The following is a 13049-nucleotide window of genomic DNA, read 5'->3' on the forward strand; positions in this document are numbered from 1 at the left end:
TATTGGGGCGTTAGCTACCCATTAATGAACATGGACGTAATATGAAAGTTTTATTTCTCTTATCTATTATTTTCTTTTCTACATACAGCGATGCTGTTGTGAAGAGGCATGATGTTCCTCCTGAAAATTATGTTCTTGATAAAATGCCTGAATATTTAATTGATATGCCCCATGAAGGTCATGGTGTATTAATAAATTCACAATGGGTTTTGACCGTAGCACACACTATTTTTTATGATTATGTTGGTAAAGATCTAGTAGTTGGTTCAAAAGCATATGAAATTGAAAGCGTTCATATACACCCTGACTACAGTGCACCTAATAAAGGTTTACTTAGAGGCGATTTAGCGCCTTTAATGAGATTTTTCAAATCTAGAAGTGATATAGCGTTAATCAAATTAACTTCAACTGTTAGCGGTGTAGAACCAATCAATATATATTCTGGTAAAAGTGAAAAAGACAAAACAATTACTGTTTATGGTAGGGGAGCTACTGGGAACGGATTAATTGGCGAAGACCCTGGTACTAAATCACTTCGTGTGATGAACCGGTTTCAAAATAATATTGAAAGCGCGGAAGGTAACTGGTTAGCATTTAAATTTAACGAACCAGAAAACGCATTACCACTTGAAGGTATGCATGGTTCAGGAGATAGCGGAGGTGCTTCTGTTATCTTTCAAGAAGGTATTCCTTTTCTTGTAGGTCTATCAAGTTGGCAATTGGGGCATGGCGATATATCTACTTTTAAAGGTGGTTTGTATGGTACTACTGCTTATCAAATTAGGGTGTCAAATTACCATGACTGGATATTAGGTGTATTGGGTAGCTAACAAGCTGTTAAACAAGGACAAAAAACAGTTGGTTTTTGCTCCTTCGTCGCTTATTTTAACCAACTATTTTATTGCCTGTTAACAGGGCGTTAGGCTACTTTCATATACGGAGTTCAAATGTCAGAGTATTTCGCCAAAATCAATTGGGTTAGAGATAGCACTGAAAGTTATGTTGATAACAAATATAGCCGAGGTCATGAATGGATTTTTGATGGTGGTGTAACCGTTCAAGCCTCTTCTTCACCTCACGTAGTTCCTTTACCTTATTCCGTTGAAGCAAATGTAGACCCAGAAGAAGCATTTGTTGCGTCTCTTTCTAGTTGTCACATGTTGTTCTTCTTATCAATTGCAGCAAAAAGAAGATATGTCGTAGATTCATATGTAGATGATGCTGTAGGTATTATGGAGAAAGATAGCGATGGTAAAATTTCAATGACCAAAGTTACACTTAGACCACATGTTCAGTTTTCGGGTGATAAAAAACCAACGATGGAGCAACTTGAAAAAATGCACCATCAATCACATGATCAATGTTTTATTGCTAACTCAGTAAAAACTGAAATTGTTACGGAAATCGTAGCCTAACAAGCTGTTAAACAAGGACAAAAAACAGTTGGTTTTTGCTCCTTCGTCGCTTATTTTAACCAAAAGTGGCAAACCAGACACCCATCCTAAATTTTGCACTTTTCGAAGTTAGAGGCTAGCCTTTGTGTAGTGTAAAAAGTAAGCAGGTGCCACATGGCAATAGCAAGAAAGCGTCAAATAAGTCTGGTTGATACAAAATATTACCATTGTATTTCGCGTTGCGTACGTCGTGCATTTTTATGTGGCGAAGACCGTTTTACAGGTCAATCTTACGAGCATCGTAGAGGTTGGGTTGAAGATAAGTTACTTATGCTCGCAAAAATATTTTGTATTGATGTATGTGCTTATGCCGTAATGAGTAACCATACCCATTTAGTACTGTATGTAGATGATAAGAAAGCAAATAGGCTGAATGACAAAGCGATTGTTATTCGCTGGCATAAACTCTGTAAAGGCACCGTACTTACGCAAAAATATGCACAAGGTGAAAAGCTAAGTAAAGTTGAACTCATCTTTTTCAACCAAACGGTTAAACAATACCGCGAACGCCTAGCAAGTATCAGCTGGTTTATGCGGCTCTTAAATGAAGACATTGCGCGCAGAGCAAATAAAGAAGATAACTGCACTGGTAGGTTCTGGGAGGGTAGATTCAAATCGCAGGCATTACTAGATGAAGCAGCACTTGCAGCGTGTATGGCCTATGTCGATTTAAATCCCATTAGAGCTAAAATGACTAACACACCGGAGGAGTCAAAGCATACCAGTGTACAAAAGCGTTTAACATGCGCAGCAGAAGGTAAACAACCAAAACAGTTACTACGTTTTGCTGGTATGCCTCGTCAGATTATGCCCAAAGGGCTGCCGTTTGAGCTTAAATCGTACCTTGAACTTGTTGAGCTAACAGGGCGAATAATACGAGAGGATAAGCGTGGGCATATTGATAACATGAACCTACCTTTGTTAGAAAGGCTTAATATCTGCCCAGAGAACTGGTTAAAACTGACTACGCAATTTACGCGCGTATTTCATGGTGCAGTAGGCAGGCCTACTTCACAAGCAAGTTACTGTGAAAACTTAAAGCGGAAACGGCGATCAAATATTAGCAACTGCGAAAAGCTACTCGCATAATACTTAAGCTACTCAGTAAAACCATTTAGTAAACATTAAAACTGCAATTATGTAGTTATTATCATGCGTGTAATTCAGGTTTTAGAGTGCTAATGACTTATTTGTTAGATGAAATGAAAGTGACCCAGCAATCAAAGGTAAATTTTGAACCTGATTGGTAAATTTAGTGGTACAGTTTTGTTTGTTTGATTAAGGTGGCTGTCTGGTTTGGTCGCTGTTTGCATAGACAGTTGTTTGTGTTTTGTCTAATAACATTATTAAAAGTCGTTTTGGTGCATTTTAACAACGGTAATTTATAGCATACGTAATTACTTGTTTACATTGAAGTTGTTTGGTGGAATTATTGAGCTATGTAATATACGCCGTTTTGGTGTGTTATAAACCCCCAAAGTGGTGTTCAATAAGCTGTTATATTTCAAAATGAAGCATCTACCAATACTCATAGTTTGTTTATCGTTATTTATGTTTGCGGTTTACGAGAAGAAAATTACTAACCCTTCATCGACTACTATTGAAGTTGAATATCAGGAGGAATATGCGAAAAAGTGGTAAAAAGGCCATCTAGATGAAACTGATATCTCTGAATTAAAAGCATTAGAAAACCGTTACATTAATTCTGAAGGAAGAAATAGTAAATTTAAGACTGCACTCGGGTATAAGTTGCTCTTAGCGTTGCTAATAGCCTTTTGGTCTTTTATTTGTTGTCGGTGGGTTGTTAGCAACGTAACAATACTAAAAGTCACTTTATTAGGTGTATTTGTTTTACTTACATTTATTCCTTTTACCGGCGTAATTTCATCAACGTTTTATGCTATCTTCTGTGCTACTGGTAGTGTTTTAGCATTGAAATATAACAAGAAATTAAACAAGGACAAATAACAGTTGGCTTTTGCTCCTTCGTCGCTTATTTTAGCCAACCATTATTTGCCTGTTAATTAGGCGTTAGGTACACAAGTTTAGTCATGAGATTAATTTTACTATTAAGTATTTTTCTAGTTGTAGGTTGTTCGATTGGCAACAGACCTTGGGCTGATTACCAAAATGACAAAGTTGGTCATAAAGCACCATTTTTAGATCCTACTCGCTATGGTGATACTGGAGATTTAATAAGAGCAGATTACTTAATTTCTGGGGATGGCTTTACTCACACATCCAAGAATAAAGATGGCTATATTATACAGCACTGGTTTATTAGCGAAGTATTGTCTACGGCACCTAATAAAGATTGGGTAGGCAAATGTAAAGTGTTTTATGTCGTTGATCCTCAAACCAATATAATTGTAAGTTGGGATTACGATAAAGGTGCCAATCCTGAAAGTTGTAGGGTTTGGCTTTAAAGTGTACCTAACATGGCAATCAAGCAGGAAAATTTACAGTTGGCTGTTTTCACTGCGTTCAACATTTTAGCCAACTACAAATTTCCCCTTATTGGGGCGTTAGGTATACAAGGAAGTTAAGTGCCAATTTATATCAAAGTTGAACAATCCAATGAAAAGCTAGCTCACTTAGCAAAAGATCATTGGGAGCTGCCTGTTCAGATCCAAGAGCTTGAAAGTTGGTTGTTAGAAAACCCTCTAAATTTAACTCCTTCAAATTATATTGCCGACGTTGGCTTTTCTATTCGAGAAAATGCTTGTGGCGGTGGTGCAATATTATCTCCTAAAGCTATGAGTATTATGGGGAGTCTCGGTATTAAATTGTACTTATCTGAGTACGGAGAGTAATGTATACCTAACAAAAAATTAAACAAGGAAAAAAACAGCTGGCTTTTTGTTCACTACGTTCACTTATTTTAGCCAACCATTTTTTGCCTGTTAATCTACAGGCTCGTTATGTGTTTTTCAAACTATGAGTAAATTTAAAGTTTTATTAATCCCTGTAGCTACTTTACTAGGAGCGCTATTAGGTTATTTTCTAGCACCGCCACAACCACTTTATCCCTTTGCAGGTGAAAAGCATGAACTTGAACTCATTTACTATATCGAGCTTCATATAATCATTTATTTAGGTTTCTTTTCAGCATGCATTACATTTTTATCTTCTAAGCTCCTCAATACTTCCATAAGTTTAGCCATCGGTTCATTAATTTCAGTTGGTTTATTTATTGGCGCAATAGGTGATTTAAGGAGCGGAGCTATACCTTATTACAGTTTTCGCGAAATAGTTGTATATGTTGTTGGTTGTATTTCTTGGTATGGAATAGTTTATTTGTTCAGTAGCTTTTCCAATAAAAACAAAGTGGTATAAACACATAACAAGCCAACTAAGCAGGACTATAGCTAGGGAAAGTATGCAGAAAATTTTAGTTTTAGCGGTTTTTTTAGTTTCTGGTTTTGTGAAAGCAGAATCTGATCTTTGTGAGTCAACCCAATACCCAGTTAAATGGGAATCTGAATTAGTGCATCCCGAATCTTATGAGCTTCCAGCCATTTTCTACAAAACTAATTATTCAAAGGTAATTTTACCTGTATCAAAAGCGATAGACTTTGTTAAAAATAATATGGCAAACCATAAGGCATATTTAAAAGACGCTAAAGCTTACATACTTGAAAGCTTATCTAAATTGCCAAAAAACAAACTTATAGACCACTCAAACCTCTTAATTGCAACAGATGGCTTGCAAGGACGAGAGTTGAGTAAAGCCATTCATGTTATGGCTGGATATCAAGGGCTATTCGATGGATTACTATTAAAAAATGAGGCGTCAGTTAGTATTAATGGTAATTGGGTAAATTCATCAAGCGTTACTTACATGGTAGGCAATGATCCTGCTCCCTTGGATGACTTGAGTTTTGTTCATAAGTTAATTGTTTCTAATTCAAACCAAGTAGTGTTTGAAAAATGCTGGTTAGATAGAAAATAGCCATATAACAAAACGCCTTGAGGTGGGCGACTAGTAAAATTTAGCTATTAATTGTGGGAAGCTGAAAATAGTAAGTAAGATTTTAAAAACTTTATAACATGGAACGTATATGAATTTATTTGAAGGCAAAACTGTAATTGAGTTTGAAATATCAGAAACAGGCCACCAAATTGTTGAAGCTAAAATTAACGGTAAATTGTTACGTTTTATTTTAGATACTGGCGCTGGAACATCTGTTTTAGACCGGGCATGCCTAAGTGAGCTTAGCATTGAAGAAACACTCAATATTGAGAATGCAGCAGGCTTGGGCACTTCTGATCACGCAATGGGGGATGTAGAGGTTCATTCAATAGAGTTTGGAAATGCCTTGCTTGAAAGTCCAGGCTTTGTGTCACTTAATCTTGACCATGTTCAGGTAGCGAGTGGTGAAAAGGGAGTACATGGCTTGTTAGGCTCTCCCTTTTTTACTCAATACCAAGCAGTTATCGATTTTTCAAAAAATAGGTTAGAGCTTTTTAATAAAAAAAATTAAATAACTAACCTAAACTTTGTTCTTTAGTCGGTTTTAACTAGCACATCATGCCATGTTTATGGGTTTAACCATGGCATGGTGCGACAGCTGTTATTGTTTACAATTTGTATTTCAAAGCTACTTTCTAGTTCTTTTCTAACAACTCTTTTCTTATAATTTCAGCCCCAGCGCTCAAGGCATTTAACTTGCCGTTAGCTATATGGTGAGGTAGCGGAGCCATGCCGCAGTTTGTACACGGGTAAAGTTTGTCGGCATCTACAAATTGCAGTGCTTTACGTAGCGTATTAGCTACTTCTTCTGGCGTTTCGATTCTGTGATTTGCTACATCAATTGCGCCTACCATTACTTTTTTACCGCGAATAAGTTCTAGTAAATCCATTGGTACATGCGAGTTATGGCACTCTAGTGAGATAATATCGATATTAGATTGCTGAAGCTTAGGGAATGCTTCTTCGTACTGTCGCCATTCGCTTCCTAGTGTTTTTTTCCAATCTGTATTTGCTTTAATGCCGTAGCCATAGCAAATATGCACTGCGGTTTCGCATTTAAGACCTTCAATTGCGCGCTCTAAACAGGCAATTCCCCAGTCGTTCACTTCATCAAAAAATACGTTAAACGCGGGCTCATCAAATTGGATGATATCAACGCCTGCAGCTTCTAACTCTTTTGCTTCTTGATTGAGAATTATGGCAAATTCCCACGCTAGTTTTTCGCGGCTTTTATAATGATCGTCGTAAAGCGTGTCAATCATTGTCATCGGGCCTGGCAATGCCCATTTAATAGGTTGTTTGGTTTGCTTGCGTAAAAACTTAGCGTCTTCAACAAACACAGACTTTTGACGGCTAACAGGGCCCACAACTGTAGGTACACTTGCGTCGTATCGGTCACGAATTTTTACTGTTTTGCGCTTTTCAAAATCAACGCCATTTAGGTGCTCTATGAATGTAGTTACAAAATGCTGCCTTGTTTGCTCGCCATCGCTAACAATATCAATGCCTGCTTGTTGCTGGTCGAATAATGACAAGCGTAGGGCGTCGTGTTTGCCCTGGGTTAATTCATAACCTTGTAATTTCCAAGGTGACCAAAGTGTTTCTGGCTCTGCAAGCCATAAAGGCTTAGGTAAACTGCCAGCGGTAGATGTAGGTAGTAATTTTTTCATAATAAATAATGCCGTATATTTTAGTTAATTATTAAACGTATAGTTAAGCGCGTTATTACTGGTTGTTACTATTAGTTGTTATGACAGATAGCTAGTAGAGAATTGCTCAAGAACTGTTTGGTACGGCTTGATAAAATGCTCTTGTGCAAACTTGCCTTGCTCATTTGCTAACTTGCCGCGCTCTTCTCGGTCATACACAATTTGCGTTAGTGAGTGATCCAAGTTTTTTAAGTTTGGTTTATATGATTTACCCGCTGTTGCGTTTGCATTATAAATCTCTGGTCTGTAGATTTTTTGAAACGTTTCCATTGTACTAATGGTGCTTATAAGCTCAAGATTGCTGTAATCATTAAGTAAATCACCAAAGAAGAACAATGCTAAAGGCGCGGCGCTATTTTGTGGCATAAAATAACGTACCTGTAAGCCCATTTTTTTGAAGTATTGCTCTGTTAAAGATGATTCATTTGGTTCGTATTCTACGCCAAGTACCGGGTGTTGGTTTTCGGTGCGGTTGTAGGTTTTGTTATCTGACACACTTAGGCATATAACCGGCGGTTTTTTAAAGTGTTGTTTGTATGTATCCGAATTTACGAATGACTGAAATAGCTTGCCATGTAAAACCCCAAAGTCATCTGGAATGCTAAATTGAGACTTACCTTTATTATGCTCTTGTAGAAGTACGCTAAAATCGTAGTCGCGCACATACGATGAAAAGTTGTTTCCTACAATACCTTCAATGCGTTTATTTGTTTTATGATCAACAATATTTGTTTTTAATATTTCGATTGATGGGAAGCTTTCGCCGCCGTCTTCAATACCTATCTCAACAGAGATAATTTCAAGCTCAACAGCATAACGCTCACCTTTGGTGTTATCCCAATGGGCTAGGGCATTAAAACGGTTGTTAATCATGTTTAAGGCGTTACGTAAGTTTGCTTTGCGGTATTCACCTCTGGCTAAATTAGCAAAGTTGGTTGTGATACGCGTGTTAGTTGATGGATGATAATTTTCGTCGAGTGAAACGCTCTTAATATTAAATGTAAAATCTTTTTTCATCGTGTTTATATCCAATTTTATAATTTAAACCTGATTGATGCTCTGCGCTCTATTAGCCTTGCAACTTACTTAGCTGGCTTAGCTGGTTTAGGTATTCAGCGGCTTTAAGTTGTTAAATAGTGTTTAGCGCTAAGGAATGAGTAATTTATACGTTGATTGGTATATGAAGAAAAACGGTTTAATTTCACATAAAACATGAGTCATATTCATTACACATTATTGTTAGATGCGATTACGTAGTAATTGGCGAAAAAAAGGCATAAATCGATAAAAATAAAGGATGGATGTTTAGCCGTTTAGACTTCCTTGTCGTTGATGTGTACTTTATTCATGTTGAACATGAGGAATATTCAAATAGTTTTTTTTGTAGCTATATCAGTATATTAGTTAAGTTTTTAGTATGTTGCGTCGCTGTTTATAATAAATGTCGTCACGGGTAAGTTCCATCTAGCTATATAAGTAGATACCTTAGCTAATCTAATCTCAAAAGATAAACCGACTTTTCTGAGTACGTATATAAATGCCTGTAAATTAATAAAAGGCTATAAATCATATTAATGGCAATGCCAGTGCGTTAACTAAGTTATACTCGTTTTTCATCACCTCACCTATTGAGTATTCGTGGATATCAAAGGCACTTGTATTGCATCAACTATTGATGAGCATGGCCCAGTTTATGTATATCAAACAAAAAAGAATCTTATTCTCAGCTTTGACGGAAAAATTTATCAAAGCTGTATTAAATTAAATAATATTAACGGGTTAAGCTTAGCTTATACGCAAGCTATGATGGCTGCGCTTTTTTTTATACCGCACTTAAAAACCGCGATGATAATGGGACTTGGGGCGGGCTCTATCGCAAAAAGTCTTTATCATGCGTTTCCTGCACTGACTATACATACCGTTGAATACCGTAAAGCCGTTGCTGATATGGCTATAAAATATTTTGAAGTCCCTGTATCAGAACGTTTGTTTATTCATATTGATGATGCGGCAAACTACATGAAAAACACGCAGATAAAAACGGACGTTATTTTTTCTGATTTATATAGCTCAGAAGGGATGGAATCAGATCAGGTGCAATCATCCTACTTACGCGATTGTAAAAATGCGCTCACTTTTGATGGTGTTTTAGTACTTAATATTTGCCATACCAAAGTTGGGCAGAGGGAAGCGTTCGATCAACTACTTGAGAAAGAATTTGCAGGAAAGATTCTTAGTTTTATTATTGAAGGCGGGAATAAAATTGTTTTTGCTTTTAACAATAAAATGCCTGTACTTAGTGAGGATGAATTACTTGCTAAGGCTCACACGTTACAAAAATTAATAAACGTACCAATGACGCGCTATGCCGAGCTTTTATTTAATCAAAAATGGTTAGTTTGATGTACTGTTAAATGGCGCGTTTAAATCCATCCGTCTATCTGTTGTTCATTTAAACTTGGTTAAACTAACCTTACTCTGAATAAAAATAATAAAGTACGTACCCGTACGGAAACACTCATACATGGATTACTGTAAAAATATAATCGCTAAATTTATAAGCGCGATGCAAAAGCGGCCTGGATTATTGGCTGTATTGGCGTTTTTGTCGGGCGTTGCCAGCTTTGCACTTGTAGATAGAAAAGAGTCTTTTTCGCAAATTATTGCGATATTTTTGCTTATTAGTTGGTTGTGGCTAATTATTGATAATTGGTTACGTGACAAAGTAGAAGAAAAGTTTGGTGTGGCTGTATCTCCTAATGTAATGCGTTTTGCTCTGCAAATGGTGCAACAAGAAAGCTTATTTTTTGCTTTGCCGTTTTTTTTAGCGGTTACACAGTGGGATCATCCTCAAGCAATTTTTACCTCCCTCATTGTTTTTTGTGCGGTTATATCGGTTATAGACCCCTTTTATTACAAAAAACTTGCTAGAAACCGTACGTTATTTAGTGTGTTTCATAACTTTGCTTTATTCGTTGTTTTGCTTGTTACTTTACCTATTTTGTTAAACCTTACAACGAGCCAAAGTTTAGCCGCAGCTCTTGTAACGGCTGTAGTGGTTACTGTACCGAGTTTAAACAATTTAATGCCTAATGCACGCTGGTGGCGTTTTCCTATTCTTGTATTGATTTTATGTGCTTTGAGCACTGCTGTGTGGCAATTAAGGAGCTATGTGCCTCCTGCTGCGCTGCGATTAACCGATATTACGTTAGCTCATGAAGTTGATTTACAGCATAAAAAGCCAGTAGGGAGTATTAAACAGTTAGACTCTTATACACTGCACCATCAAGGTTTATATAGTTGGACCGCTGTTAAAGCACCAAGAGGCTTAAATGAAAAAATATTTCATGTGTGGCTTCATAATAAAAAAGAAGTTGATCGGATCACGTTAAATATAAATGGCGGGAGAGAGCTAGGGTACAGAGCATGGACCCACAAGGTAAATTTCCCTAGTGACTCTGTTGGTAAGTGGCAAGTAAAAGTAGTCACCGAATCAGGTCAGTTAATAGGTTTAACGAAATTTACTGTTACACCTTAATTAACTTAGCTGGCTGTATTTTAAACACATAGCTGATATAGTTTTTGCATTCCAAACTAATGGACATAGTTAATGAGTATTGCATTTGATATTTTTATTTGGCTAATAGTTGATACTGGTTTGAGCTTTTTATTTTACTCGACCGGCTGGCTGCTATTAAAAGTGGTAACGTTTGGGCAGTATAAAAGCGAGTTTAAGGATTTTGCATCTTATAAAGCGAGTAAAGCTAGAAGAGTCGACTTAATCTTCTTACTCGGTTTTTGTTTTTATGTTGCACTCATTGCCGTTATGGCTTATTTAAGTCACTAAACTGGCCAACAAATTAGGTTAATAATTTTAAGAATAATAAGCAGCTTAATGAGTTATTGCTGCTTATAGTTTTCCCCTTTATCGCACTTTTTTACACTTCCTTCTTATACTTTTCCTGTTTTTGCAATAGGGAACACTTCACCGTGAGTACTATAACTATCATTTTACTATTAAATTAAGTACCTGCTAGAGCATTGCTCGGTGCGTATATAGCTTTGGTTTGTTGGTTGAAATCCGAGCTAATTGCAACTTGTAGTTTATGGGTAATACTTAGTAAATACTTCAAATCTAATAAATAAAACAATATATATGCATCCATTTATTGCGCTAACACGTTTTATAACAATACTATGCGCCACTTTTTACCATTTATGATGGTTTTGGACTTAATAAATGACTCACTATTTAAAATATGTATTTGTTATTACGACTCTAGCGGGAGTAAATACAGCTTACGCACAAGCAAAAACACAAGAGCACTATCAAGAGCTTGAAGTGGGCGTAGGCGGAAATATTAAGCATACCAATACTGACGTAAATTACAAAAATAAAGAGTTTGATTTACATATTCACCCATTATGGGAAAGCCGATATGTAACCGAAGGTCGGGATACCTTGCCGGTAATGGTATTGCATCAATTGCAACTGAGTTTAATTATAAAAACTTTGCGGTGATCCCTTGGGCGGCAAAAGGTATTAGTAGTGATTATTCAGAGTTTAATTTAAATGCTATTTATACCGCTCACTTATCTGAGCGGATAGAGATGTATGTAGGTTATAACTATATTAAAGCTCGTGAAGAAGGCATTGATGCTCACGATAATGAGCTAAGCCTCGACTTTGCGTATTTTTATGCAGACGATATTCAATTATTAAGTAGTGTTTATCATTCATTTGATGCCAGCGGTACATTTTTGGAACTGGCAGTAAAAAAATATTTTTATATTAACGATTTACTATCAGTAGATATTCAATCGGGCGTGGGGTTTAATGCGGGGTATGTTAGTGATGGGCACAACGGAATTAACAACGTAAAGTTTACTGCAAACTTGTCGTATCAGCTTTTTAATCAGTTAACCTTATACACATATACAAGCTATAGCATTGCCATTAATAAAGATGAAAAACGCTTTGCAGGTGACGAGACACTTCGAAATATATTTTGGGGTGGTGTAGGGCTAAGTTATCAATACTAGGGCGTGCTTTTTCAAGGTTGAGTTTGAAGCAGTGTGTTTTACTTTTAGGCAGTTCAGAGCCTACTGGGTAAAACTCTTGCTGCATGATTAAATCGATCTTAGGATCAAATAGTAACACACGATAAAATACGTTTAACGGCGCGGTTGTTGCTAAATTTCAGTTTTAAATTTAATTATTATTATGCTTTGAATCAATAAACTATGGGTATGTGTAATACACAATAACTAAAAAATGTTAGTGTTTAGCTATCGTTTAAAAAAGTTGAGAATTACATATGAAGTTTTTAGTATTTTTAGGCACAGTACGCGATAGCACTCCACCAAAACCAGCTCGCTTAGGCTTAAGGGTTTCTAGGGCTTGTATAGAATGCTTAACAGAGCATTTTGGCGATCATGAGTTTGAGCTAATTGATGCGTTGGATTTTCCTAGCGAAAACGTATTTAAACCACATTTTGCATACGCTAATAGTAATGCACCTACAGAGCTCACTCTATTAGCTGATAAAATTAAAGCCGCAGATGGTTATATAATGATTAGCCCTGAGTACAATCACAGCATGAGTCCAGCCCTCGCTGACTTACTTAATCATTTTGGTAGCTCACTATTTTCGTATAAACCAAGTGCAATAGTAACTTACTCAGCAGGACAGTGGGGGGGCGTAAGAGCGGCCATTAGCATGCGTACTTTTTTATCTGAACTTGGCTGTTTGCCGGTATCGGCTATGATCCACGTGCCAAAAGCGCAAGATGTGTTTAGTGAGGATGGCAAACCTGTTGCAGGAGAGAGTCAATCATCGTGGTTTAATTATTTCTCACGTACGTTTGGCCAACTAATATGGTGGGCGCAGGCTGCTAAAGAACATACCGAGG

The 13049-nt window shown here is 36.8% G+C and carries 16 protein-coding genes; 14 read left to right on the plus strand and 2 right to left on the minus strand.

All coding sequences use genetic code 11. The annotated features are described in order from the left end of the window. Nucleotides 1–41: 41 nt before the first annotated feature. The 8 genes from CXF89_RS17020 (at nucleotide 42) to CXF89_RS17060 (ending at nucleotide 5938) form a co-directional block, all read left to right on the plus strand. On the plus strand, nucleotides 42–830 hold the full coding sequence (locus CXF89_RS17020) for a trypsin-like serine protease (RefSeq protein WP_121955280.1): 789 nt from the start codon (nucleotides 42–44) through the stop codon (nucleotides 828–830). 117 nt (nucleotides 831–947) lie between these two features. Beyond that, nucleotides 948–1415: an OsmC family protein gene (locus tag CXF89_RS17025; RefSeq protein WP_121955281.1), complete on the plus strand. Its 468-nt coding sequence runs from the start codon at nucleotides 948–950 to the stop codon at nucleotides 1413–1415. Nucleotides 1416–1568: 153 nt separating this feature from the next. Further along, entirely contained in the window at nucleotides 1569–2543 is a 975-nt protein-coding gene (locus CXF89_RS17030; RefSeq protein WP_121955282.1) for a transposase, read from the plus strand. 962 nt (nucleotides 2544–3505) lie between these two features. Further along, nucleotides 3506–3880 carry a hypothetical protein gene (locus CXF89_RS17040; protein WP_121955283.1) on the plus strand — a complete coding sequence of 125 codons (375 nt, stop codon included), beginning with the start codon at nucleotides 3506–3508 and terminating at the stop codon, nucleotides 3878–3880. A 120-nt stretch (nucleotides 3881–4000) separates the two neighbouring features. Beyond that, nucleotides 4001–4267: a hypothetical protein gene (locus CXF89_RS17045; RefSeq protein WP_121955284.1), complete on the plus strand. Its 267-nt coding sequence runs from the start codon at nucleotides 4001–4003 to the stop codon at nucleotides 4265–4267. A 124-nt stretch (nucleotides 4268–4391) separates the two neighbouring features. Next, nucleotides 4392–4790, plus strand: coding sequence for a hypothetical protein (locus CXF89_RS17050; RefSeq protein WP_024594256.1), 399 nt, complete (start codon nucleotides 4392–4394; stop codon nucleotides 4788–4790). Between the two features lie 43 nt (nucleotides 4791–4833). Further along, nucleotides 4834–5406, plus strand: a complete 573-nt coding sequence (locus CXF89_RS17055; protein WP_121955285.1) for a hypothetical protein — start codon at nucleotides 4834–4836, stop codon at nucleotides 5404–5406. Between the two features lie 109 nt (nucleotides 5407–5515). After that, on the plus strand, nucleotides 5516–5938 hold the full coding sequence (locus CXF89_RS17060; protein ID WP_121955286.1) for a retropepsin-like aspartic protease: 423 nt from the start codon (nucleotides 5516–5518) through the stop codon (nucleotides 5936–5938). A gap of 124 nt (nucleotides 5939–6062) precedes the next feature. Here the strand turns inward: CXF89_RS17060 and CXF89_RS17065 are convergent, their stop codons facing one another. Together CXF89_RS17065 and CXF89_RS17070 are read right to left on the minus strand one after the other, a co-directional pair. Continuing rightward, nucleotides 6063–7097, minus strand: a complete 1035-nt coding sequence (locus CXF89_RS17065; protein ID WP_121955287.1) for a methionine synthase — start codon at nucleotides 7095–7097, stop codon at nucleotides 6063–6065. Nucleotides 7098–7175: 78 nt separating this feature from the next. Continuing rightward, complete coding sequence (locus CXF89_RS17070; RefSeq protein ID WP_121955288.1) at nucleotides 7176–8153, minus strand: DUF1852 domain-containing protein; 978 nt, start codon at nucleotides 8151–8153, stop codon at nucleotides 7176–7178. A 621-nt stretch (nucleotides 8154–8774) separates the two neighbouring features. Here CXF89_RS17070 and CXF89_RS17075 point away from each other — a divergent pair. The 6 genes from CXF89_RS17075 to CXF89_RS17095 all read left to right on the plus strand — a co-directional run. After that, nucleotides 8775–9539: a spermidine synthase gene (locus CXF89_RS17075; protein WP_121955289.1), complete on the plus strand. Its 765-nt coding sequence runs from the start codon at nucleotides 8775–8777 to the stop codon at nucleotides 9537–9539. 121 nt (nucleotides 9540–9660) lie between these two features. Continuing rightward, nucleotides 9661–10674, plus strand: a complete 1014-nt coding sequence (locus CXF89_RS17080) for a DUF5924 family protein (RefSeq protein ID WP_121955290.1) — start codon at nucleotides 9661–9663, stop codon at nucleotides 10672–10674. Between the two features lie 72 nt (nucleotides 10675–10746). Further along, complete coding sequence (locus CXF89_RS17085; RefSeq protein WP_121955291.1) at nucleotides 10747–10983, plus strand: hypothetical protein; 237 nt, start codon at nucleotides 10747–10749, stop codon at nucleotides 10981–10983. A 393-nt stretch (nucleotides 10984–11376) separates the two neighbouring features. After that, complete coding sequence (locus CXF89_RS21465) at nucleotides 11377–11658, plus strand: hypothetical protein (RefSeq protein ID WP_257983235.1); 282 nt, start codon at nucleotides 11377–11379, stop codon at nucleotides 11656–11658. Then, nucleotides 11562–12179: a hypothetical protein gene (locus CXF89_RS17090; RefSeq protein WP_257983236.1), complete on the plus strand. Its 618-nt coding sequence runs from the start codon at nucleotides 11562–11564 to the stop codon at nucleotides 12177–12179. The genes CXF89_RS21465 and CXF89_RS17090 overlap by 97 nt, the downstream gene beginning before the upstream one ends. Before the next feature lie 275 nt (nucleotides 12180–12454). After that, nucleotides 12455–13049: NADPH-dependent FMN reductase (locus CXF89_RS17095; protein WP_145990834.1), on the plus strand; the 595-nt coding region annotated here is incomplete at its 3' end.

The organism is Pseudoalteromonas sp. MelDa3 (assembly GCF_002863625.1).
In the GTDB taxonomy this organism is placed as follows: domain Bacteria; phylum Pseudomonadota; class Gammaproteobacteria; order Enterobacterales; family Alteromonadaceae; genus Pseudoalteromonas; species Pseudoalteromonas arctica.

What these genes read in the sequence shown, in the direction of transcription:
- CXF89_RS17020 (WP_121955280.1), top strand. Translation starts at nt 42, where the DNA reads ATGAAAGTTTTATTTCTCTTATCTATTATTTTCTTTTCTACATACAGC.
- CXF89_RS17025 (WP_121955281.1), top strand. Translation starts at nt 948, where the DNA reads ATGTCAGAGTATTTCGCCAAAATCAATTGGGTTAGAGATAGCACTGAA.
- CXF89_RS17030 (WP_121955282.1), top strand. Translation starts at nt 1,569, where the DNA reads ATGGCAATAGCAAGAAAGCGTCAAATAAGTCTGGTTGATACAAAATAT.
- CXF89_RS17040 (WP_121955283.1), top strand. Translation starts at nt 3,506, where the DNA reads ATGAGATTAATTTTACTATTAAGTATTTTTCTAGTTGTAGGTTGTTCG.
- CXF89_RS17050 (WP_024594256.1), top strand. Translation starts at nt 4,392, where the DNA reads ATGAGTAAATTTAAAGTTTTATTAATCCCTGTAGCTACTTTACTAGGA.
- CXF89_RS17055 (WP_121955285.1), top strand. Translation starts at nt 4,834, where the DNA reads ATGCAGAAAATTTTAGTTTTAGCGGTTTTTTTAGTTTCTGGTTTTGTG.
- CXF89_RS17060 (WP_121955286.1), top strand. Translation starts at nt 5,516, where the DNA reads ATGAATTTATTTGAAGGCAAAACTGTAATTGAGTTTGAAATATCAGAA.
- CXF89_RS17065 (WP_121955287.1), bottom strand. Translation starts at nt 7,097, where the DNA reads ATGAAAAAATTACTACCTACATCTACCGCTGGCAGTTTACCTAAGCCT.
- CXF89_RS17070 (WP_121955288.1), bottom strand. Translation starts at nt 8,153, where the DNA reads ATGAAAAAAGATTTTACATTTAATATTAAGAGCGTTTCACTCGACGAA.
- CXF89_RS17080 (WP_121955290.1), top strand. Translation starts at nt 9,661, where the DNA reads ATGGATTACTGTAAAAATATAATCGCTAAATTTATAAGCGCGATGCAA.
- CXF89_RS17085 (WP_121955291.1), top strand. Translation starts at nt 10,747, where the DNA reads ATGAGTATTGCATTTGATATTTTTATTTGGCTAATAGTTGATACTGGT.
- CXF89_RS21465 (WP_257983235.1), top strand. Translation starts at nt 11,377, where the DNA reads ATGACTCACTATTTAAAATATGTATTTGTTATTACGACTCTAGCGGGA.
- CXF89_RS17090 (WP_257983236.1), top strand. Translation starts at nt 11,562, where the DNA reads ATGGGAAAGCCGATATGTAACCGAAGGTCGGGATACCTTGCCGGTAAT.